Here is a 21,198-nt window from a genome sequence, read left to right as displayed (position 1 = left end):
CGGCAGGACAGAGGGGGGTGGGCGGGAACGCGGCGTTCACGATTAGATCGGACCATCCCCATGAACTGGGATGACGTCCGCATCTTCCTGGCCGTGGCGCGGGCCGGCCAGATCCTTGGCGCAGCCAGGCGGCTGGAGCTCAACCATGCCACCGTCTCGCGCCGCATCGCCGCACTCGAGGATGCGCTGCGGACGAAGCTGTTTCGCCGGCTGACCACCGGCAGCGAACTGACGCCGGCCGGCGAGCGCTTTCTCGACATTGCCGAGCGCATGGAAGGCGACATGATCGCCGCGCGTTCGACCGTCGCCGGCGAGGGCGACGACGTCTCCGGCACGGTCCGCATCGGCGCGCCGGACGGGTTTGGCGTCGCTTTCCTGGCCAAGCGTCTTGGCGCACTGACGGGCCTGCACCGCGAACTGACGATCCAGCTTGTGCCGGTGCCGCGCTCCTTCTCCCTGTCGCGACGCGAGGCGGACATCGCCATCACCGTCGAGCGGCCGACGGAGGGGCGGCTGGTGGCGGGAAAGCTGGTCGACTATTCGCTCGGCCTGTTTGCCTCGCGCGCCTATGCCGAGGCGCATGGCTTGCCCAAGACAGCCGCCGAGCTTGATCAGCACACGCTCATAGGCTACGTGCCGGACCTGATCGTCAGCCCGTCGCTCGACTATGCGGCCGAGTTCAGCCCGGACTGGCGCACCAGCTTCGCCATCTCCTCGGCGCTCGGCCAGGCCGAAGCGGTGCGCTCGGGCGCCGGCATCGGCATCCTGCACACTTTCGTCGCCCGATCGATGCCGGAACTGGTGTCCGTCGACGTGGTCGCACCCATCCGCCGCGCCTATTGGCTGGTCTATCACGAATCGGTCCGGCCGCTGCGCCGCGTCCAGATCGTCGCCAGCTTCATCACCAAGGCGGTGGAGCAGGAGAGAAGCCTGTTCGTTTAGACACGCCGCCTTTTCCTTGCCACAAAACCGGCCAGTGTGGCATCAGGCGCGCAGTCGCCGCCACGGGCAGATCGCCAGGTGGGAAATCTTTCAGAAAGCTGGCGCGGATAGACATGCGAGCCGTTCTTGCCATCCTGCCGCTGGTCTCCCTTTCCGCATGCGCCAATCCATGGACCAAAGTGCCGGAGGCCGACCTGCCCAAGCCGATCCGCTACGCCATGGCCCGCCCTTCGCCTTTCGTCTTCGGCAATTATTGCGGCCCCGGCACCCGCACCGGCGATCTGTCGGCGCGGCCGGTCGACCGCCTCGACGCAGCCTGCCGGATCCATGATGCCTGCTACATCGCCCGCCACAATCATTGCGACTGCGATGGTGCCCTTGTCGCCTCGGCGAAAACGATACGCGACGATAAGACAGCACCCCGCAAGATGCGCGGCAAGGCGGAGCTGCTGATCGCCACTTTCGCCATCCCCGTCTGCAAGGTGTTCCCGCAGGGCTTCATGCCGCCGCGCGACCCGGCACAACTGAGCGTCCTGAAGGCCGGGGCGACCGGGTGAATCGCCACGCAGCCATTATCGTGGCCCTGTCCGGGCTGGCGTTCGTTGTCCTTGCCGGCTGTGCCGGCTCGCCCGGCCGCAATGCCTGTGACCTGCTGCAGGGCCAAGAGGCCTGCGCTCGCCCCGCGCTATCGGCCAGCACACCCGGGCCGCAGGTCGCCGCCGCTCAATTTTTTGGAGACGCCGGCACAAGCGACTATGAAAAGCGGTTCCTGGCACTGCTCGCCGACCACCAGCTCGGCGCCATGGACCGGGCCAACGGCGCCGGCCCTTTCGGCCACGACCGCCATGAGATCCGCAACAGCGATTTCCAGGCGACCTACCGGACGCTGCAGCACCTGGCCGGACCGGTTGCCGAAACGCATCTGCCGCCGGCCGGCGGTGGCAGCGGCGATGGCCATTTCGACGGACGCTGGCGGGTGTCGCGGCAGACGCTCTACATCGACGCGGCGGCACGGCCTTCGCCGCCCAAGACATTCGATTTTTCCGGCCTGCAGGCGCGCAGCGTCGAGATCGTGCTGCGCCAGGCGGGCAAGCAACCGGCCGAGATCGACGGCTCATGCGATGGCGCGTTGGCGCTGCGCGACGGTGCCGGTTCGCGAACCATTGCCGCGGGCATGGCATTCCGCTTTCGCCTGTCTGGCGAGGACGACACGGTCAGCCTGTTCCCAAGTGACAGCCTGAACCGCTGCACCGCAAGAATCCGCTCCAGCCTTGTCCCGGCCGGCGCGCCCCTCACCATCCGGCGCGAAGAGACCGCCGACCCGGCGCTCGCCGCTTTCGACAGCCGCTACGAGCGTTGCCCGACGCCTGACCCCAAGGGCCTCGACCCGCTCAGCCGCGCCTTCTACGCCAGCCGCTGGCTGTCGCAGACCTGCGCCTTGCCGATCGGAGAGCCGCGCCTGCTGCGCAAGTCGCGCGACGGCTTCAACGCCAAGGTCGAGGCGCTGATGGGAACGCCGCTGCCCGACAGCGCCATCGACAGGGGCGACCCGGAGCTGCCGCTCGACTTCTCGAAGGCGCCAAGGCTGAAGCTGATCTATCTGTCCTCGCTCGAATTCAAGGCGGATTTTTCCGGCCGCATCATCGAACGGCTGATCCGCCACCATGCCGCGCTCGGCACCAAGGTGCGCATCATGGTCACAGACGTGCTGGAGCGCGACAAGGACGACGCGCTGCTGCACCGGCTGGCGGCCGAGTTCCCCAATGTCGAGTTGCAGGAGTACCGCTGGCGGGCCGATCGGGGCGCACCGATCGACGAGCAGATCTCACAATTTCACAAGACCCACCACATCAAGATGCTGGCGACGCTGGCTGAGGATCCCGGGCGCTCGCGCGTCATCATCGGCGGCCGCAACATCCATGACGGCTTCCTGTTCCACCAGCCGATCGATCTGTCCCGCTATCCGGATCTGGAGCAATATGGCAGGACCGACGGCTTTTCGTTGAACTACTATTCGAACTGGAGCGACTTCGACATCGAGTTCACCGACCGGACCACGGTCGAGGCGCTCGCCGCGCATCTCTCGACAGTGTGGCTTCGCGACGCCGACACCAACATCGCGCGGCCTTTCTCCATTCCGGTTCGGTCCGACGGCCACCGCCCGTCAGGCACGGCGCGGCACTTCATCTCCGTGCCCTACGCGGATGGCCATGCGCTGGAGGATTATTTCGTCGAGCTGGTCGACGCCGCCCAGCACCATATCCAGATCGTCAATCCCTATCTCAACCTGACGCCGAAACTTAACCACGCGTTCGACCGGGCGCTCGCCCGCGGCGTCAAGATCGACATTGTCGGCCGTATCGATCTCAAAGGCGACATTGGCGGCAGGTTCCTCACCGCGCTCAACAAGCTGTTCGTCGAGAAGTATGGCGACCGCATCGACATTCGCGAGTTCAAGGCGCCCGATGTCGTGCTGCATTCCAAGATCATGATGATCGATGAAAGGTTGGTCGCCATCTCCTCGGTCAATCTCAACAACCGCAGCTTCTTCCATGATTCGGAGAACGGCATGATGGTGCTGGACCCCGCCTTCTACACCAGGATGAAGGCGATCTATGACGACTATCTCGCCCACTCCAACCCGGTTCCCACCAACGTCACGATCCCGTGGGCCTATCGGCTGCTGTTCGACGAAGACTGGGTCAGGCAGGCGTTTTGACGAATTTGGGCGACGTCGCGGCGCCCTATCGCAGATAGCGTTCCTGTGCGAGATCTCGGACATCGATGTCCGGCACCCGGCTGGAGATGATATCGGACAGCACCTTGGCCGAGCCGCACGCCATGGTCCAGCCGAGCGTGCCGTGGCCGGTGTTGAGATAGAGGTTGGAAAGCTCGGTGCGGCCGATCAGCGGCGGACCATCCGGCGTCATCGGCCGCAGCCCACACCAGAACGTCGCGTCCCGCATCGCGCCGGCGCCCGGAAAGAGATCGCCAACCGAGTGTTCGAGCGTGCGCCGTCGTGATTCGTGCAGCCTGAGGTCGAAGCCGGAAATCTCGGCCGTGCCGCCGACCCGGATGCGATTCCCCAGCCGGGTGATCGCCACCTTGTAGGTCTCGTCCATCACCGTCGACACCGGCGCCACGGCGGCATCCTGGATCGGCACGGTGATCGAATAGCCCTTGACCGGATAGACCGGGATCGGCCGCTTCACCCGACGCATGAAATCCGCCGAATAGCTGCCCATGGCCATGACATAGGCGTCGGCGGTCAGCCAGCCCTTGCTGGTGCTGAGATTGGCGATGCGGTTGCGGCTGCGGATAACGCGCCAAACCGTCAGACCATATTCGAATTTGACCCCGCGAGCCACGCACAGCTCGGCCAGCCGGTCGGTGAACATCTTGCAGTCGCCGGTCTCGTCGCGCGGCAGCCTGAGGCCGCCGACGAACTTTTCGCGCACTCCGGCCAGGCCTGGCTCCGCCGCGGTGCAGCCGTCCTGGTCGAGGATCTCATAGGGCACGCCATACTTCTTCAGCACCTCGACATCGCCACCGGTGCCGTCGAGCTGCTTCTGCGTGCGAAATAACTGCAGCGTGCCCTGGGCACGCTCGTCATAGGCGATGCCGGTCGCCTCGCGCAGCGCCTTCAGCGTGTCGCGGCTGTATTCGGCCAGCGGCACCATGCGCGCCTTGTTGATCGCATAGCGCTCGGCCGTGCAATTGCGCAGCATCTTGAGCAGCCATGTCCACATATGCGGGTCGAAGGCCGGCCGCACGACCAGCGGGCCATGCTTCATCAGCAGCCACTTGATCGCCTTCAGCGGGATACCGGGCCCGGCCCAGGGCGAGGCATAGCCGGGCGAAATCTCGCCGGCATTGGCGAAGCTGGTTTCCAGCGCCGGGCCTTTCTGGCGATCGACCACCGTCACCTCGTGGCCGGCCTCGGCGAGATAGTACGCCGTGGTCACCCCGATGACGCCACCGCCCAGCACCATGATTTTCATCGTTCACTCCTTGCCGTGCCGCGTCCTTCCGGACGACCATAGACGCGGCCGCATTTTCCGATTTGCGCATGATCCTTTCCGAAAATCGATTCCGATTTTCGAGACCATGCACTGTTGCCCGTTCACGCCGCCGAGGGACCGGGGTCGTCGTCCTCTGTCTGCCGCATTCCAGCCGTCTCGCCAAGAGGCCGCCTGTCGGCCGCGGCGCTGTAGACCAGGGTGAGCCCATATGGTCGCCTCACCTCGGCCGGGGATTTCTCCTTGACTGCGCGTAGCGCAGCCTCGGGCTGGTAGAGCACCGCCTTGATCAGGATCGACTCGTTCCTGCCGTCGGCCTGTTCGATCATGGCCGTCTGGCCTTGGGCCATGCCAAGCATGCAAAGCCCGCGCCTCGTGGCGATCGACAGACTGGAGCCGACCGGTCCGCGCACTTCGTTTTGCACCAGGGTCCGCGTCTCGGCAGGGCCGACGTCGATGCAAAACACCACTCTGCTGTTCAGCGTCACGATATCGGGTTCGACCACATCGATCGAGACGAGATCGGCGTTTGCAAGCTTGTGTTCAAGCATATCCACCATCGGGTCCGCGAATGCCCGTCGACGCTCCAGCATGACTTCGAGGACGGCAAAGTCCTTGGTCGTCAAGCAACAGTTCGTGCCTGCCATCATCATCTCCACGATCAGGACCGCTGCGGGCCGGAGGCGGGCGTTTCGACGGCTTCGACGGTCACCGACAGTTCCCTGCCGCCACGGCTGCTCCAGCACACCGCCTGCCCGACGGTTGCGCCGATGAGCGCCGTCCCCATCGGCGTCAGCACCGAGATCCTGTTTTCAGTGATATCGGCATCGCCGGGGTAGACCAGCGTGATGCGCTGGGTGTCCCCGTTTTCGCCACGGATTGTCACTGTCGAGCCCATTTGCACCACGCCGGCAGGCATCGCCGCCGCTTCCGTGACGACGGCCCGGTCCATTTCCGAAAGCAGCTCTTCGGCCGTCTCAGGCGTGCGGTCGAGCGACGCTCTCGCCAGGCCTGTCAGCCTGTCATGGTCGGCATCGCTGACTGTGAGCTGGTTCTGTGGGTGCAGTCCTGTTGCATGTTGCATGGCAAACCTCTTGGATTGGCGCATCGAATAGATGCGCGCTTGCCGCCGTACTGACGGCAGCCTGATGAAAAGCCGGCAGCCGCGAGGGCTGTCAGGCTTGATGGCGGTGTTGGATGTATGGATGCCCCGGTTCGGACGGACGCCAAGAAGGCGGCCGCGCCGGGGCTACGATCCCGCGATCGGGCAGACCCTGAACAAGGTTCTGATAAGGGCGAGGTTGCTCATGCACCGACCCTTGCCGACAGGCGCATGCTTGTCAAGCGCGGCCAAACCGCTCAGCCGTCGACGTAACGCCGATGAAAGCGGTGGCCGAGGCTGGTCAGGATTTCGTAGCCGATGGTGCCGGCATGGCCGGCCGCGTCGTCGACGCTTTGCGAGGGGCCGAGCAGTTCGACGAGATCGCCCTCGCCCAGCCTGCCGGGTGGCAAAGCGGAAATGTCGAGAATGATCGAATCCATCGACACCCGCCCAAGGAAGGGCAGCCGCACGCCCTCGAACCAGGCCGCGGACGCCGCGCGGCGATGCCAGCCATCGGCATAGCCGAGCGAAATCGTCGCGGCCGTGAGCGGAGCCGTGGTGCGGAAGGTGTGGCCATAGCCGACACCAACTCCGGCCTCCAGCATGCGTGTCTGCACCACCTTGGCCTGCAGCCGCACCACCGGCAGCATCGGGTTTGGTCGGGCCGGTGTCGGATTGATGCCATAGAGCGCGGCACCCGGCCGGGCGAGATCATAGTGAAAGCGCTGCCCAAGAAAGATGCCGGATGAATTGGTGAACGAGGCCGGCGCCTCGGGCAACAGTGCGCGCAGCCGCTCGAACGCCAGTCGCTGCCGCTCGTTGGCCGGATGTTCCGGCTCGTCGGCGCAGGCCAGATGGCTCATCACAAAACGGACATCGATGCCGTCGAAGGCACCGGGATCGGCGGCAACGCGCTCGACATCCCTGGGCGCCATGCCGAGCCGCGACATGCCGCTGTCGACCTGGATCGCCGCCGGCAGCTTTCGGCCGGCGCGGCCGGCCGCCGCACGCCAGGCCGCCAGTTGTTCCGGACTGTTGACAACGGCTGCAAGGTCTGCCGCCACGGCGTCCGGCTCGGCACCGGGCGGAATGCCGTTCAGCACAAAAATAGCGGAACCCGGCCCGAGCGAGCGGCGCAAGGCGATGCCTTCGCCCAGAAGCGCGACGAAGAAGATATCGCAACCTTCGCCGGCGAGTGCCGCCGCCACCCGGCTCGCGCCGAGGCCGTAGCCGTCGGCCTTGACCACGCCGGCACAGCGCACGCTGCCCAGGTGCGCTTTCAACCGCCGGTAGTTTTCACGGATCGCGCCAAAGTCGATGGTCAAGATGGCGCCCGCCACCGCTTCGCCTGTGGCAGCGATGTCCTCGGGCAGCGACCTCTTGGGGGCGTCGTTCATGGCGACCCTTCTCGTGGCGGATAGTGCATGTCGCCCAAAAGTGGTCCCGGTTTCGGGAGAACGACATGCATAAAACAACGGCCTGAAGCGCATCGCTTGAATCCGTTCAAACGCGACGCGCTTTAGACATCAATAGGACCGCCAGGCCGGCGYGGCAACTGCGGTCGTTTCGTGTCGAGGCTATTGCGCCAGATGCCGGAACGCCGCCACTACTTCCTCGTAGACATGGCGCTTGAACGGCACGATCAGGTCGGGCAGGTCCTGCATCGGTCGCCATGCCCATTTGTCGAATTCGGCGGTGTGTCCGCCCGGCGGCGGATTGATCTGGATCTCACCGACATCGCCGTGAAAGCGGAAGGCGAACCATTTCTGCGTCTGGCCGCGATACCTGCCCTTGAAGGCGATGCCGACGAGGTGGTCCGGCAAATCGTAATTGATCCAGTCCGGCGCCTCGGCGAGCAGCGAGACGCCACGCATGCCGGTCTCTTCATAGAGCTCGCGCTCGGCCGCCYGCAACGGCTCTTCGCCCTTGTCGATGCCGCCCTGTGGCATCTGCCAGAGCTGTGTCGTGCCGGCGAATTCGCTGTCTGGTTCGGCAATGCGATGCCCGACCCAGACCAGGCCGTCGGCGTTGAGGATCATCAGCCCGACACAGGGACGATAAGGCAGCGTTTCGCGATCAACAGTCTTCTTAGCCATCTTGCCCTCGTTCCGGCCGTTGCTGGAAATTCGATGCTTGGGAGGATCGCTAGCCTTTTTGCGGATCGATGGCCACCGCCGAAATCGGCACGATCTCTATGCCGCGCTTCTTGGCCTCGGTGACCCAGGTCGACACCGTGTCGACCGTCAGGTCGAAGGCCGAGCCGATGCCGACGGCAAAGCCTTTGGCGCGCGCGGTGGCTTCCAGCCCGTCGAGTTTCTTCAGGATGGCGCCGCGATCCTGCACGGCATCGATCGCCGTGTCGCCGGAAACAAAGGGCACGCCGTCCTTCAACGCCAGGTCCGGCGCCAGGCTGCGTGCCGACGAGCCATCGTCGATATAGGCCAGGCCCCGCTTGCCGAGTTCGGCCATGAACGGCTCCATCACCGTAGCGTCAGCGGAAAAGCGCGCGCCCATGTAGTTCATGACGCCGGTGTAGTTTGTCGTCCGCGACAGCGCCCAGTGCAGGTTCTTCAAATTCTCATCCGCGCTCGCCGCCACCGTCAGCGTGTTGCGGCCGGGGTTGATATTCGGATAGTCGAACGGTTCGAGCGGCACCTGCATGACGATCTCGTGGCCGCCCTGCCGAGCCGCCTGCATCCAGCGGCCGATGCTGTTGCCTTGCGGGGCGAAGGCCAGCGTCACCTCCGCCGGCAGCTTGGCGATGGCCGCCTGGGTGCCTGTCTGCGAAACCGCAAGCCCGCCGATGACGATCGCCACCCGTGCACCACGCGCGCCCGACCACGGCCGCGCATAGACGTCGAACGGGCGCCGGCCATCGGCTGCCCGGACGGGCAATGGCCCGGTCTCGCTGGCTTCGATCAGCGCCTTGTCGGGAATATGGGCGATCTTCAGGTTCTGGCCCATGGTTGACGGGTCGCGAATGACGATCCCCGCCTTGGGCGGGCCGTCGCCCTCCTCCGTCTGCACATGGATGATCTGCGGCCCGTCGGTTTTGGCGGGCGCTGCCGGCTTGGCTGCGGCCACCGGGGCCAATGCGGTCGGCGCGGCAGCAGGCTCGGCCGCCGCCGTCACTTTCGGCGTCGAAACGGCGACCTCTTGCGGCTTGCGGAACGGCTTTTCCCTGAGCGCGATCGCACCGGAGACGCCTACCACCGCCAGAACGACCACGGTTGCCGCGATCGCGCCGGCGCTGACCTTGCCGGCCGCGCGCGGCGATCGGACGGTCTGTCCAAGCGGGCGTTCGATGTCCTTGCCTATGTCAGCCAAGCTGCATCCCCGGGCGCATGCCCCGAAGACGAAATCGCTTCGAAAAGACATGCGCGAATTCATCAATCCTGGCGCACCGCTGGCGCCCGCAACCCAGGGCCTCGCCTTGCCCCGAATCAAACTGCCGGAACCTTTCGGTCCCGGCAGCATCGCATTGCTTCCATCAGGCGGCCAGACCCGTCGGCCGCTACCCTTATTGGTTGAGAACGGCCTTTTCCGGATTGGGCGGGAAAGCCGGATCGGTCTTCTGGCCGCGCAGCAGCTGCTCGGCATAGATGAGCTGCAGGTCGTCCTTCGGATCCGGAGGCACATAGGCTGCCGAGCCTGAACCGGTCGAGCTCTCGTCGGCGCCCTTGATATGGCCCTTGAGGTCGGATTCGCCGCGCGTCAGGTCCCTGCCCTGCAGTTCCGGCGGCAGCGGCTGGTCGACCTTGATGTCGGGCGTGATGCCCTTGCCCTGGATCGACTTGCCGGACGGCGTGTAATAGAGCGCCGTCGTCAGCCGCAGCGCACCATTTTCGCCAAGCGGAATGATGGTCTGCACCGAACCCTTGCCGAAGGACTGCGTGCCGACCACCGTGACGCGGCGCAGGTCCTGCAACGCGCCGGCGACGATTTCCGACGCACTGGCCGAGCCACCATTGACCAGCACGATCATCGGCTTGCCGTTGATGTCGTCGACCTGCTTGGGCTTGGCGTCGAACCGGGTGACGTCCTTCGGATCGCGACCGCGCGTCGAGACGATCTCGCCGCGGTTGAGGAACGCATCGGAGACGCTCACTGCCTGGTCGAGCAGGCCGCCCGGATTGAGGCGCAGGTCGAGCACATAGCCCTTGAGCTTGTCGTTCGGCACCTGCTTCTTGATGGTGTCGATGGCGTTCTCGAGGTCGTCATAGGTCTTTTCGGTGAACGAGGTGATCTTCATGTAGCCGATGTCGTTTTCGACCCGGAACTTGACCGCCTTGACCTTGATGATGTCGCGCACGACCGTCAGTTCGATCGGCTTGTCGGCGCCCTGACGCAGGATGGTGAGCTTGATCGGCGTGTTTACCAGACCGCGCATCTTCTCGACCGCGTCATTGAGGGTCAGGCCGCGAACCTCCTCGCCGTCGATCTTCGCGATATAGTCGCCGGCAAGCACGCCTGCCTTGGCGGCCGGCGTGTCGTCGATCGGCGTGATCACCTTGACCAGGTCGTTTTCCATGGTGACCTCGATGCCGAGGCCGCCGAACTCACCCTTGGTCTGCACGCGCATGTCCTGCGCCTGCTCGGCGTTCATGTAGGAGGAGTGCGGGTCAAGCGAGGCAAGCATGCCGTTGATGGCGTTCTCGACCAGCGACTTGTCGTCGGGCGGCGTCACATATTGCGCCCGCACCCGCTCGAAGATATCGCCGAAGATGGCCAGTTGCTTGTAGGTCTCCGACCCTGCAGCGTTCGCCGCCGAGCCGGGTGTGCCATAAACAAGGCTCATGGCGGACGCGCCCATCAGCGCACCGGCAAACAGAAGCGACAGTTTCCGCATCATTTCACGTCCTTCCAGAAAAACGGTCCGCCCACCATGGGGCCGGATCGACGGGTTTTCCATCCTTGCGGAACTCGACATAGAGTTCCGGTGTGGCATTTACATTCTTCGAAACCGAGGTGCTCGCCACCCGGGCCTCTCCCATCGCGCCGACCGGCTCTCCTGCGAGCACTGATTGGCCAGTCGCGACGCTGATTCTGCTCATCCCCGCCAAAACGACATGATAACCGTCGCCTGCGTTCAGGATCAAGAGTTGACCATACGAGCGAAACGGCCCCGCATAAAGCACATTCCCATCCGCCGGCGCGGTGACGATGGCTCCCGATTGTGTCGCAACCATGTCGCCAAGCATCACCGCCCCGTTACCGTCCTCGGCACCGAATCGCCGTTTGATGCGGCCGGTCACCGGCAATGCGATCTGCCCCTGCAGTGCCGAAAAGGGTGCCGCCGCGGCAAGTCGATTGCCTTCCGGTACAGGCAGGGACGCCAATTCCGCTGGGGTCTCCGCCGGCGCTGACGTCTTGTCGCCGTCCGCCGTCTTCTGCTGGGCGGCCTTGGCCGCATCGGCCGCCTTGCGGCTCTTGTCGGCTTCGAGCGAGGCGATCAAGTCCTTCAGGCTTCCGGCCTTGGCCGCCAGCGCTTCCGACCGCTGCTTTTCCGCGGCCATTTGCGTTTGCGTGTCGGCTTCGAGCTTCTGCTTGGCCTCCAGCAGCATGCCGAGCCGCTTCTTTTCCGCTGTCTGGTCGCCAACCGCCGCCGTCAACCGCGCCCGCTCGGCCTCGATCGAAGCCGTCACGCGCGACTGCTCCTTGAGATCGGCCAGCAGGCTATCGGTCTGCTGGCGCAGTTCCGGCACCACGGCGCCGAGCAGGATGGCGCTACGCACCGACGACAGCGCGTCCTCGGGCTTGACCAGGATCGCCGGCGGCGGGTTGAGCCCCATGCGCTGCAGGGCGCCCAGCACTTCGGCCAGCACGTCGCGCCGTGCCGCAAGCGATGTGCGGATCTTCTGTTCCTGGCCCTTCAGTCCTTCCAGCTTGGCGCCGATATCCTCGATGTCCTGGCCGAGCTTCTGCTCGGTCATGGCCGACTGGATCAAAGCGGCGGTAATCGAGGCATGGTCCTTCTTGATCGTCGCGATGTCGGCGGCGAGCTTGGCCAGGCGCTCGGACGACAGCGTGATCTCCTTCGAGACCTGTTCGTATTCGGCGCGGCTCTGGTCCGGATCGGGGGCAAGGTCGAGCGTGTTCTCAGCCCGCACCGCATGCAACGACAGCACGAGCACCGCCGCCGCGATGCCGCAGCGCGCGCGCCATGAGGCCGTCCCTGATGATTTCCCGTCTTCAGACATTGAAGCCCGACTCTATGCGTGGCTTCGTTAACGAACAATCAACCATGTTCGAAAGCCCCCCTAAACCATGTGCGAGAGCCCCAATTGGCGCAGTTTGATGGCGCATTGGGGCGGAAATCCGTATGGTCGCGCCAAACCACTCGGTTACGAACGATGATAGGGATGGCCGGAAAGGATGGTCGCCGCCCGATACAGCTGCTCCCCCAGCATCACGCGGACCAGTTGGTGCGGCCAGGTCAGCAATCCGAACGACATCACCAATTCTGCTTGATCGCGGAGCGGCTGATCGTGCCCGTCGGCGCCGCCGATGGCGATGACCAGCGCCTTGCGGCCGCCATCACGCAGCTGGCCGATGCGCCCCGCAAAGTCTTCGGAGGAAAAATTCTTGCCGCGTTCGTCGAGCAAGATCAGTGCGGTGCCGGGCTGCAACTGCCCCTGCAGCTTCTGGCCTTCGTCGCGCCGGCGCTCGTTGGCGGTCTGCGCGCGCCCCTCGGCGATTTCGGCCACGCCGGCAAATTCTAACCCCACCGCCGGGCCGCTTTTGGCAAAGCGCTCGAAATAGCGGTCGGCGAGCTGCTTCTCGGGGCCGGCTTTCATCCGGCCCACGGCATGAACTGATACCTTCATCCTCGCCCCTATAAGCCGCCAATGCATGCCGTGACATGCATCAAAACAAAGGCGGCTTAGTGGATTGTCTCTTCCTCGAGGTCCGGCGCCTGCCACATCTTTTCGAGATTGTAGAATTCGCGGACTTCGGGACGGAAGACATGGACGATGATGTCGCCTGAATCGATCAGGACCCAGTCGGCGCCTGCCAGCCCCTCGACGCGCGCCGTGCCGAGACCGGCATCCTTGAGCGCCTTGAGCAGGTGATCGGCGACAGCCGAGACATGACGGTGCGATCGGCCCGACGCGACGACCATGTAGTCGCCGAGGCTCGATTTCCCCTGAATGTCGATTGAGACGATATTTTCGGCCTTGGAGTCTTCCAGACTGGCAAGGACTGTCTTGATGGCGCGGGACACGGCGTCGTTTACGCTGATCCCGGCCGGCGAAGGCATGATATCGGCCTTCTTCCGCAGTGCTGTTCTCAGTGTATTTCCTTTCGCAGCAAGAACAACCAAATCACCCCCAAAAGCAGGTGACACCGCTTAAATAGGCAGAGTTCCGTTGCAGTTTCAAGACGGCGCCCTGTCGCGCACGAACGTATTGTCGGTCCCGCGGTTCCACCGCATGCCGAAAAAGATCGGAACCCATGGCGCCTGCGTGGGTTATCGGGTCGCCCACCAACCGGATTTTCCCCATGCCTATCGACCCGCAGAACACCCTTCTCACTGTCCAGGCCGGCCTTGCGCAACTCAGCACGCTGATCGTTTCCTACGCCTTCTCGGCCATCGGCGCCGTCATCCTCCTGGTTGTCGGCTATGTCGTTGCCGGCCTTGCCGAGCGTTCCATCTCCTCTGGTCTCGGCCACATCCACGGTTTCGACGCAACGTTGCGGCATTTCTTCTCCAAGATCGTCCGCTATGCCATCCTGATCCTCGTCACGATTATGGTGCTCGGCCAGTTCGGCGTGCAGACAGCATCGATCATTGCCGCCATCGGCGCCATCGGTCTTGCCATCGGCCTGGCGCTGCAAGGCACGCTGCAGAATATCGCGGCCGGCATCATGCTCCTGGCGCTGCGGCCGTTCCGTATCGGCGAATCCGTCGAGGTCGGTTCGATTGCCGGCTCGATCGAGGAGATTGGCCTCTTCGCGACGAGGCTCAGGACCGCCGACGGCGTCTACATCCTGGCGCCCAATTCGACGCTGTGGAACCAGCCGGTGCGCAACTACACGCGCAACGGCGTCCGCCGCGGCGACATCACGCTCTCGATCGGCTCCTGGAACGACATCGACCGCGCCCAGAAGACGCTGCTTGCCATCGCCACCACCGAGCGCCGGGTCAAGCGCGAGCCGGCGCCGATCGCTTTCGTCGCGACATTGGGTGAAAGCACGGTCTCCATCGCCTTGCGCTACTGGACATCGGCCGCGGATTTCTTTGCCACCCAGGCCGATCTCACCAAGCGCGCCAAGCAGGAATTCGACGCGGAAGGCATATCGATCCCGCTCCCGCCACCCGAAGCGCCGGCGCCGGAAGCCCGCCGGCAATAAAGCATGATCCCGAAGGCGGCTTTCGGTTTTCGGAAAAGATCATGCTCTAGCCAATCAGTTGCCCCGGTTCCGGGGCTGCTCGTCCGGTCCGAAGGCGAGTTCGACCGGCAACGGCGCCTGCGCTGTCATCGGCGCGAAACTGCCGGTTTCGGCTGCGGGAACAGCCCGCGTCGTCACAACGCGCAAAAGCACGAACAGGCAGAAGGCGCAGGCGATGACGATCGCCACATAGATGAAGGCCCGCGTCCCGAAGACGGCCGACAGCGCGGTCACGATGCCGGGCACGATGAAGCCCGAAAGCGACCAGGCAAACAACAGCGAGCTGGACAGCGCCACCAGGTCGTCCTTGCCGGCGCGGTCGGCGGCATGCGCACTGGCCAGCGAATAGATCGATTCCGAGGCACCATCCCAGACGATGTAGATCACCACCAGAGCCGCCAGCGCGCCGCCATCGAACCCGAGCGCGAGCAGGCCGGCGACCATGGCGAGCGCGGCCGCGGCGATCAGCACATAGCGGCGGTCGGTTCGGTCGGAAATCCAGCCGAGCGGGATCTGCAGGATCAGGGTGCCGACCGGCATTGCCGAAAGCAGCAGGGCGACGTCGGCCTGGCTGTAGCCCTTGGCGGTGGCATGGATCGGCGCGAAGCCGGCGATCGACATCGACAGGCCGCCGACGGCAAGCATGCCGGCGACGCCGACAGGCGAAATCCGCCAGGCCCGGCCGAGCGCCACCGAGGCCGCTTGCGGTGGCGGCGGCTGGGCAAGCCTGGTCAACCCCACGGGCAGGATCGACAGTGCCGTGAAGACGATGCCGATCAGCGGCGCGTCCGCGGTTCTGATGTCGACAAAAGCCAGCGTCGCATAGCCGACGCCGAGCCCGGCGACATAGGCAACGTAGAAGAACGCCATCACGCGGCCACGGATGGCATTGGCAACGGCATCGTTCAGCCAGCTTTGCGCGACGATGAACAGGCCGCATATGGCAAAGCCGTAGAGCGCGCGGGCGGCGATCCAGAGCAACGGATGCGGGCCGGCGCCGACAGCGGCATTGGCCAGCGCGATCAGCGCCGACAGCACCATGAAGGCGCGAGCATGGCCGACCCTTCGCACCAGCGGTCCGGTCAGGATACAGCCGGCGAGGCCGCCTGCCGAAAGTCCGGTGATGATCAGGCCGGCCCAGGTCGGATCGAAGCCCTCGGCGCCAAGCCGGACCGGGATATAGGCAAACATCAGCCCATTGCCGACGGCGATCAGCGCCATCGACGCGATCACGCTGGCAATCGCGATCAGCGGCGTGGGTTCATCGCCTTGCCCGGCTTCGGCGCGGTGTTTCCTGGGGATCGACATGCCTGCTCAGGATTGCCCATGAAACGGGCAAAGGAAGCGATAAAAGCGACATCGCCGGGTGAGCGGGCTCAACCCCTGGCCAGCTTGCGGATCGCGCTCGACGACAGCGACGAGCGCGGGCCGTGGATGAAGGTCCAGGCCGGCGCCTTCATGCGGGCGAGCCTTGGCGCATCCCCTTCGTCGACGCGGGCATAGTCGAAGGTCTTGGCGACGACCGACGACAGAAACGACAGCGTCGCGCCCGGACGGTCGATGACGGCGATCGGGAAGGTCATGACGATCTCGCGCCAGCGCTGCCAGCGATGGAAATCGCGCAAGCTATCGGCGCCCATGATCCAGACGAAGTCGACGCCAGGATTGCGCGCCTTGACCAGCGCCAGCGCGTCGGCGGTGAAGCGAACGTGATGCGCCGCCTCGAACGCGGTGACCTTGATCTTCGGGTTCTTGGCGATCTGGTCCGAGAGCTGCAGCCGCTCGCCGAGCGGCGCCAGTTCACGCGTGCTCTTCAGCGGATTGCCAGGCGTCACCATCCACCACAACTGGTCGAGCGCCAGGCGTCTGAGCGCGATTTCGGCGACAAGGGCATGGCCGGCGTGAGGCGGATTGAACGAGCCGCCGAACAGGCCGATAGCGAGCCCCTTTTCGGCATGCGGCATCTTGAGGTAGCGGGAAGAAATAATGGGCTGGGGCAATGACAGCATGGCGCTAGTCGCCCCCCTCTGCCCTGCCGGGCATCTCCCCCTCAAGGGGGGATCCTGCGAGGCCGGCAATTGGCGAAATCATACGTGACAGCCAATCTCTCCCCTTGAGGGGGAGATGCCCGGCAGGRCAGAAGGGGGTGGCTGGGCGCAAGGGCCTCAGGCTCTAACGACGAAAAGCTTCAAGGCCTCACCTGTCCCGACCCGCGCACGCGGTATTTGAAGGAGGTCAGTTGCTCGACGCCGACCGGCCCGCGCGCATGCATCTTGCCGGTGGCAATGCCGATCTCGGCGCCCATGCCGAACTCGCCGCCATCGGCGAACTGCGTCGAGGCGTTGTGCAGCAGGATCGCGGAATCGATCTCGTTGAAGAACTTTTCCACCGCCTGCGGGTCCTCGGCGACGATCGCCTCGGTGTGATGCGAGGAGAAGGTCTCGATGTGGTCGATCGCACCTGCGACGCCATCGACCAGCTTCACCGCGATGATGGCATCGAGATACTCGGTCACCCAGTCGAGATCAGTGGCCGGCCTGGCGTCGGAAAATGCCTTCAGCACCTCGGCATCGGCATGGATTTCGCAGCCGGCGACGCGCAGGGCGTCGAGGATCGGCACCAGATGCGTGGCGGCGGCAGCGCGGTCGACCAGCAGCGTCTCGGCAGCACCGCAGACGCCGGTGCGCCGCATCTTGGCGTTGACGGCGATCCGCACCGCCATGTCGAGCTTTGCCGAGCGGTCGATGTAGAGATGGCAGATACCTTCGAGATGGGCGAACACCGGCACCCGCGCCTCGGTCTGCACTCGCCCGACAAGGCTTTTTCCCCCGCGCGGAATGATGACGTCGAGCGTGCCGTCGAGCCCTTTGAGCATCTCGCCGACAGCGGCGCGATCGGTGGTCGGCACCAGCTGGATGGCGTCTTGCGGCAGGCTGGCTGCCTTCAGCCCCTCGACCAGGCAGGCATGGATGGCCGCCGACGAATTGAGCGAATCCGAGCCGCCGCGCAGGATCACTGGATTGCCGGCCTTGAGGCAAAGCGCGCCGGCATCCGCCGTGACGTTGGGCCGGCTCTCATAGATGACGCCGACGACGCCGAGCGGCGTGCGCACGCGTTCGATATTGAGGCCGTTCGGCCTGTCCCACGCGGCGATGACGTCACCGACCGGGTCGCGCAGTTCGGCGATTTCCCTGATACCGTCGGCCATGGCGCGGATGCGCGCCGGATTGAGCTTCAGCCGGTCCATGAACGAAGCGGAAAGCCCGGACTCCTCGCCATTCGAGACATCGATGGCGTTGGCGTCGAGAATATCCTGCTCGCCGGCGACGATCGCCTCGGCCATGGCGACAAGTGCAGCGTTCTTGGCGGCGGTGGCGGCGATGGCCAGCGGTCGGGCGGCAGCGCGGGCGCGGCGGCCGATATCGGCCATCAGCGCCACCGTGTCGTCCCCGGATTTTTCATGCAGCTTCAGCATGGCTCATCCTCCGCTCGATACTTCGTCACCGGCTCGTAGTTCGTCACTGGCCCGTATTTGGTCGCCAGCCCGTACTTGGTCGCCAGCCCGTACTTGGTCGCCAGGATGGCTCACCACGAGGTCGTCGCGGTGGATCATCGCCGAACGCGCCTCGTAGCCGAGCACGGTTTCGATCTCGGCCGTCTTCAGCCCTGCGATCCTTACGGCATCGGCGGCATCGTAGGCAACCAGCCCGCGCGCGATCTCGCGGCCCTCGGGCGACAGGATCGCCACGGTGTCGCCGCGCGAGAAATTGCCGCTGACCAGCTTGACGCCGGCCGGCAGCAGCGACTTGCCCGACAGCAGCGCGCCGATGGCACCGGCATCGACCGTCAACCGGCCAGCCGGTTCGAGTTGGCCGGCGATCCAGGTCTTGTAGCCCTTGACCGGATTGCTGCTCGGCCGGAAGAAGGTGGCGCGCTCGCCGCGTTCGATCGCCATCAGCGGCGACAATCGCGTGCCCGACGTGATGATCATGGCGGTGCCGGCGGCGGTGGCGATCTTGCCGGCATCGAGCTTTGTCCGCATGCCGCCGCGCGACAATTCGGACGCCGCGGCGCCCGCCATCGCCTCGATGTCGGGCGTTATGCGATCGACCACCGGAATGAACTTTGCACCGGGGTCCCGCGCCGGCGGCGCGGTGTAGAGCCCGTCGATATCGGAAAGCAGCACCAAAAGGTCGGCGCCCATCATGGTGGCGACGCGCGCGGCCAGCCGGTCATTGTCGCCATAGCGGATTTCGGAGGTCGCCACCGTGTCGTTCTCGTTGATGACCGGCACCGCCTTCATCTTGAGCAGCGTCGAGATCGTCGCCCGCGCATTGAGGTAGCGGCGGCGCTCCTCGGTGTCGCCGAGCGTCAGCAGGATCTGCCCTGATTTCAGGCTTCCCTTGCCGAGCGCATCCGACCAGGCGCCGGCCAGCGCGATCTGTCCGACGGCGGCTGCGGCCTGGCTCTCCTCGAGCTTCAAGGCCCGCTTGCCCAGTCCAAGGATGGTGCGGCCAAGCGCGATGGCGCCGGAGGAGACGACAAGGATTTCGGCACCACCTTGCGCAAGCACGGCAATGTCGTCGGCCAGCGAGGCCAGCCAGTCGCGCTTCAAGCCCGTCGCGCGGTCGACGAGCAGCGCCGAGCCGATCTTCACGGTGATGCGCCGGTATCTCTTCAGCGACTGCATGGTCCTACTTTTCCCAGCGCGTCTCGACCGGGGCCGAGATTTGCGCCCGCGCCTCGCCCACCACCGCCATCAGCGCCCGCAGCACCGCCTCGACGCCTTCGCCGGTGACAGCCGACAACAGCATCGGCGCCCGGCCGGCCGCACGCTTCAGCGAGGCGACCTTCTTCTTGCGCGCATCGGCGTCGAGCGTGTCGACCTGGGAAAGCGCGACGATCTCGACCTTGTCGGTCAGGCCGTTGCCATAGGCATCGAGTTCGGCACGCACGGTCTTGTAGGCCTTGCCCGGGCTTTCCTCCTGAGCCGAGACCAGGTGCAGCAGCACGCGCGTGCGCTCGACATGGCCAAGGAAGCGGTCGCCGATGCCGACGCCCTCATGCGCGCCTTCGATCAGGCCGGGAATGTCGGCGATGACGAATTCGCGCGCATCGATGCGGGCAACGCCAAGACCGGGATGCAGCGTCGTAAAGGGATAGTCGGCGATCTTCGGCTTGGCCCCGGTGACGGCGGCGAGAAATGTCGACTTGCCGGCATTGGGCAGCCCGACCAGCCCGGCATCGGCGATCAGCTTCAGCCGCAGCCAGATGTTGAGCTCCTCGCCCGGAAGGCCGGGATTGGCGCGGCGCGGCGCCTGGTTGGTCGAGGTCTTGAAATGCTGGTTGCCAAAGCCGCCATTGCCACCCTTGGCGAGCAGAAAGCGCTGGCCGACCACGGTCAGGTCGCAGATCAGCGTCTCGTTGTCTTCCTCGAACACCTGCGTTCCGGCCGGCACTTTCAGCGTGACATCGGCGCCCTTGGCGCCGGTCATGTTGCGGCCCATGCCATGGACGCCGGTCTTGGCCTTGAAATGCTGCTGATAGCGATAATCGATCAGCGTGTTCAGTCCGTTGACCGCCTCCAGCCAGACATCACCGCCACGGCCGCCATCGCCGCCGTCCGGTCCGCCGAATTCGATGAATTTTTCGCGCCGGAACGACACCGAGCCGGCGCCGCCGTCACCGGAGCGTATGTAGACTTTGGCTTGATCGAGAAATTTCATGGGCTGTGCAGTTTCTGCTAGTGGCTTTGCGGCATTGCTCTAAATCTAGCGCCTTGCTCTAAACCAAGGCGCGGCGAAGGGCGAGGCCGTTTTATGACAATGGCCGCTTGGGACCGGCTGGAGAGATGTCGGAATGAAGCTTGTAACCTACAACGTCCAGTACGGCATCGGTCTCGATGGGCAGTACGATGTCGGTCGCATCACTGACGCCGTGCGCGGCGCCGACGTGATCGCCCTGCAGGAGGTCACCCGCAACAATCCCCGGAATGGCGGCCGCGACATGGTCGCCGAGATCGGCGAGGCGCTGCCCGACTATTTCGCCGTCTATGGCAGCAATTTCGAGGCCAACATCGGCTCGCGCATCGACAACGGCCGCGCCATCACCACGACCTTCCAACTCGGCAATATGGTGCTGTCGAAAACGCCCATTCATCTTTCGCGCAACCTGCTTTTGCCGCGCAGCCGCAGCTTCGAGATGATGAATTTCCAGCGCGGCGCGCTGGAAGCGCTGATCGAGACGCCGTTGGGTTTCATCCGCTTCTATTCCATCCATCTCGATCACCGCAGCCCCGTCGAACGCGCCCGCCAGATTCAGTTCCTGCGCCGACGCCTGCTGAACTATGCGCTCGAAGGCGGCGCGCTATCCGGCGTCGCCGAGATCGGCCTGCCGGAATTGCCGCATCCCGAAGCCTTCGTCGGCATGGGCGATTTCAACATGCTGGCGGGCTCACCCGAATATGTCGAACTCGCCGGCAGGCCGGACCATGAATTCGGCATGCCGCTGACCGCCGACTTTGCCGTCGATGCCGCAATGCGCCTCAATGTCACCGGCGACGAGCTGGTCAGCTGGGTCGACCCCAAACAGCCCGCGAACGCCAGCCGCCATAAGCGCATCGACTACGTCTTCACCAGCGCTTCTCTGGCCAAATCGCTGAAGCGTCTGTGGGTCGACCGGCAGGCCGTCGGTTCGGACCACCTGCCGGTATGGGTCGAACTGGGCTGACTTTTTCAAACC

The 21,198-nt window shown here is 65.0% G+C and carries 20 protein-coding genes; 5 read left to right on the top strand and 15 right to left on the bottom strand.

Going from position 1 to position 21,198, the window contains the following annotated elements:
• Positions 1–60: 60 nt before the first annotated feature.
• From ACXJ7R_RS06195 to ACXJ7R_RS06185, 3 genes are all read left to right on the top strand, one after another.
• Positions 61–942 carry a LysR family transcriptional regulator gene (locus ACXJ7R_RS06195; RefSeq protein ID WP_457151031.1) on the top strand — a complete coding sequence of 294 codons (882 nt, stop codon included), beginning with the start codon at positions 61–63 and terminating at the stop codon, positions 940–942.
• Positions 943–1,055: 113 nt separating this feature from the next.
• Positions 1,056–1,499 carry a hypothetical protein gene (locus ACXJ7R_RS06190; RefSeq protein WP_457151030.1) on the top strand — a complete coding sequence of 148 codons (444 nt, stop codon included), beginning with the start codon at positions 1,056–1,058 and terminating at the stop codon, positions 1,497–1,499.
• Complete coding sequence (locus ACXJ7R_RS06185) at positions 1,496–3,661, top strand: phospholipase D-like domain-containing protein (protein WP_457151029.1); 2,166 nt, start codon at positions 1,496–1,498, stop codon at positions 3,659–3,661. Before ACXJ7R_RS06190 ends, ACXJ7R_RS06185 begins: the two co-directional genes overlap by 4 nt.
• A gap of 25 nt (positions 3,662–3,686) precedes the next feature.
• On the opposite strand, the gene ACXJ7R_RS06180 is transcribed toward ACXJ7R_RS06185, so the two are convergent.
• The 10 genes from ACXJ7R_RS06180 to rsfS all read right to left on the bottom strand — a co-directional run bounded on the left by ACXJ7R_RS06180 (position 3,687) and on the right by rsfS (position 13,324).
• Positions 3,687–4,943, bottom strand: a complete 1,257-nt coding sequence (locus tag ACXJ7R_RS06180; protein WP_457151028.1) for a D-amino acid dehydrogenase — start codon at positions 4,941–4,943, stop codon at positions 3,687–3,689.
• Between the two features lie 122 nt (positions 4,944–5,065).
• Positions 5,066–5,587, bottom strand: a complete 522-nt coding sequence (locus ACXJ7R_RS06175; protein ID WP_457151027.1) for a nucleoside-diphosphate kinase — start codon at positions 5,585–5,587, stop codon at positions 5,066–5,068.
• Positions 5,588–5,622: 35 nt separating this feature from the next.
• Positions 5,623–6,045: a nucleoside diphosphate kinase regulator gene (gene rnk, locus ACXJ7R_RS06170; protein WP_457151026.1), complete on the bottom strand. Its 423-nt coding sequence runs from the start codon at positions 6,043–6,045 to the stop codon at positions 5,623–5,625.
• 275 nt (positions 6,046–6,320) lie between these two features.
• Entirely contained in the window at positions 6,321–7,460 is a 1,140-nt protein-coding gene (alr, locus tag ACXJ7R_RS06165) for an alanine racemase (protein ID WP_457151025.1), read from the bottom strand.
• A gap of 180 nt (positions 7,461–7,640) precedes the next feature.
• The gene (locus ACXJ7R_RS06160; protein WP_457151024.1) at positions 7,641–8,159 is read right to left on the bottom strand and encodes an RNA pyrophosphohydrolase; all 519 of its coding nucleotides are present in this window, start codon (positions 8,157–8,159) and stop codon (positions 7,641–7,643) included.
• A 49-nt stretch (positions 8,160–8,208) separates the two neighbouring features.
• On the bottom strand, positions 8,209–9,390 hold the full coding sequence (locus ACXJ7R_RS06155; protein WP_457151023.1) for a divergent polysaccharide deacetylase family protein: 1,182 nt from the start codon (positions 9,388–9,390) through the stop codon (positions 8,209–8,211).
• 193 nt (positions 9,391–9,583) lie between these two features.
• Positions 9,584–10,915, bottom strand: coding sequence for a S41 family peptidase (locus ACXJ7R_RS06150; RefSeq protein WP_167365099.1), 1,332 nt, complete (start codon positions 10,913–10,915; stop codon positions 9,584–9,586).
• Position 10,916: 1 nt separating this feature from the next.
• Complete coding sequence (locus tag ACXJ7R_RS06145) at positions 10,917–12,263, bottom strand: murein hydrolase activator EnvC family protein (protein ID WP_457151022.1); 1,347 nt, start codon at positions 12,261–12,263, stop codon at positions 10,917–10,919.
• A 144-nt stretch (positions 12,264–12,407) separates the two neighbouring features.
• Positions 12,408–12,890, bottom strand: a complete 483-nt coding sequence (gene rlmH, locus ACXJ7R_RS06140; RefSeq protein ID WP_457151021.1) for a 23S rRNA (pseudouridine(1915)-N(3))-methyltransferase RlmH — start codon at positions 12,888–12,890, stop codon at positions 12,408–12,410.
• 56 nt (positions 12,891–12,946) lie between these two features.
• On the bottom strand, positions 12,947–13,324 hold the full coding sequence (gene rsfS, locus ACXJ7R_RS06135) for a ribosome silencing factor (protein WP_457151020.1): 378 nt from the start codon (positions 13,322–13,324) through the stop codon (positions 12,947–12,949).
• 242 nt (positions 13,325–13,566) lie between these two features.
• On the opposite strand from rsfS, the gene ACXJ7R_RS06130 reads away from it, so the two are divergent.
• Positions 13,567–14,418, top strand: a complete 852-nt coding sequence (locus ACXJ7R_RS06130; RefSeq protein ID WP_457151019.1) for a mechanosensitive ion channel family protein — start codon at positions 13,567–13,569, stop codon at positions 14,416–14,418.
• A 54-nt stretch (positions 14,419–14,472) separates the two neighbouring features.
• On the opposite strand, the gene ACXJ7R_RS06125 is transcribed toward ACXJ7R_RS06130, so the two are convergent.
• The 5 genes from ACXJ7R_RS06125 to obgE all read right to left on the bottom strand — a co-directional run bounded on the left by ACXJ7R_RS06125 (position 14,473) and on the right by obgE (position 20,183).
• Complete coding sequence (locus ACXJ7R_RS06125) at positions 14,473–15,765, bottom strand: MFS transporter (protein ID WP_457151018.1); 1,293 nt, start codon at positions 15,763–15,765, stop codon at positions 14,473–14,475.
• A gap of 68 nt (positions 15,766–15,833) precedes the next feature.
• Positions 15,834–16,421, bottom strand: a complete 588-nt coding sequence (locus ACXJ7R_RS06120) for a nicotinate-nucleotide adenylyltransferase (RefSeq protein WP_457151032.1) — start codon at positions 16,419–16,421, stop codon at positions 15,834–15,836.
• A gap of 224 nt (positions 16,422–16,645) precedes the next feature.
• The gene (locus tag ACXJ7R_RS06115) at positions 16,646–17,932 is read right to left on the bottom strand and encodes a glutamate-5-semialdehyde dehydrogenase (RefSeq protein WP_457151017.1); all 1,287 of its coding nucleotides are present in this window, start codon (positions 17,930–17,932) and stop codon (positions 16,646–16,648) included.
• A gap of 3 nt (positions 17,933–17,935) precedes the next feature.
• Complete coding sequence (gene proB, locus ACXJ7R_RS06110; RefSeq protein ID WP_457151016.1) at positions 17,936–19,147, bottom strand: glutamate 5-kinase; 1,212 nt, start codon at positions 19,145–19,147, stop codon at positions 17,936–17,938.
• Positions 19,148–19,151: 4 nt separating this feature from the next.
• Entirely contained in the window at positions 19,152–20,183 is a 1,032-nt protein-coding gene (gene obgE, locus ACXJ7R_RS06105) for a GTPase ObgE (protein WP_457151015.1), read from the bottom strand.
• 133 nt (positions 20,184–20,316) lie between these two features.
• Here obgE and ACXJ7R_RS06100 point away from each other — a divergent pair, with 133 nt between their 5' ends.
• The gene (locus ACXJ7R_RS06100; RefSeq protein WP_457151014.1) at positions 20,317–21,186 is read left to right on the top strand and encodes an endonuclease/exonuclease/phosphatase family protein; all 870 of its coding nucleotides are present in this window, start codon (positions 20,317–20,319) and stop codon (positions 21,184–21,186) included.
• The last annotated feature ends 12 nt before the right edge of the window (positions 21,187–21,198 follow it).

Source organism: Mesorhizobium sp. P5_C1, assembly GCF_054049815.1.
Note: the sequence above shows the minus strand (reverse complement) of the source record. Positions and strands in the feature narration are given on the sequence as shown.

What these genes read in the sequence shown, in the direction of transcription:
- obgE (WP_457151015.1), bottom strand. Translation starts at nt 20,183, where the DNA reads ATGAAATTTCTCGATCAAGCCAAAGTCTACATACGCTCCGGTGACGGC.
- ACXJ7R_RS06180 (WP_457151028.1), bottom strand. Translation starts at nt 4,943, where the DNA reads ATGAAAATCATGGTGCTGGGCGGTGGCGTCATCGGGGTGACCACGGCG.
- ACXJ7R_RS06130 (WP_457151019.1), top strand. Translation starts at nt 13,567, where the DNA reads ATGCCTATCGACCCGCAGAACACCCTTCTCACTGTCCAGGCCGGCCTT.
- ACXJ7R_RS06195 (WP_457151031.1), top strand. Translation starts at nt 61, where the DNA reads ATGAACTGGGATGACGTCCGCATCTTCCTGGCCGTGGCGCGGGCCGGC.
- ACXJ7R_RS06100 (WP_457151014.1), top strand. Translation starts at nt 20,317, where the DNA reads ATGAAGCTTGTAACCTACAACGTCCAGTACGGCATCGGTCTCGATGGG.
- proB (WP_457151016.1), bottom strand. Translation starts at nt 19,147, where the DNA reads ATGCAGTCGCTGAAGAGATACCGGCGCATCACCGTGAAGATCGGCTCG.
- rlmH (WP_457151021.1), bottom strand. Translation starts at nt 12,890, where the DNA reads ATGAAGGTATCAGTTCATGCCGTGGGCCGGATGAAAGCCGGCCCCGAG.
- ACXJ7R_RS06150 (WP_167365099.1), bottom strand. Translation starts at nt 10,915, where the DNA reads ATGATGCGGAAACTGTCGCTTCTGTTTGCCGGTGCGCTGATGGGCGCG.
- ACXJ7R_RS06125 (WP_457151018.1), bottom strand. Translation starts at nt 15,765, where the DNA reads ATGTCGATCCCCAGGAAACACCGCGCCGAAGCCGGGCAAGGCGATGAA.
- alr (WP_457151025.1), bottom strand. Translation starts at nt 7,460, where the DNA reads ATGAACGACGCCCCCAAGAGGTCGCTGCCCGAGGACATCGCTGCCACA.
- ACXJ7R_RS06190 (WP_457151030.1), top strand. Translation starts at nt 1,056, where the DNA reads ATGCGAGCCGTTCTTGCCATCCTGCCGCTGGTCTCCCTTTCCGCATGC.
- ACXJ7R_RS06145 (WP_457151022.1), bottom strand. Translation starts at nt 12,263, where the DNA reads ATGTCTGAAGACGGGAAATCATCAGGGACGGCCTCATGGCGCGCGCGC.
- rnk (WP_457151026.1), bottom strand. Translation starts at nt 6,045, where the DNA reads ATGCAACATGCAACAGGACTGCACCCACAGAACCAGCTCACAGTCAGC.
- rsfS (WP_457151020.1), bottom strand. Translation starts at nt 13,324, where the DNA reads ATGCCTTCGCCGGCCGGGATCAGCGTAAACGACGCCGTGTCCCGCGCC.
- ACXJ7R_RS06115 (WP_457151017.1), bottom strand. Translation starts at nt 17,932, where the DNA reads ATGCTGAAGCTGCATGAAAAATCCGGGGACGACACGGTGGCGCTGATG.
- ACXJ7R_RS06120 (WP_457151032.1), bottom strand. Translation starts at nt 16,421, where the DNA reads ATGCCGCATGCCGAAAAGGGGCTCGCTATCGGCCTGTTCGGCGGCTCG.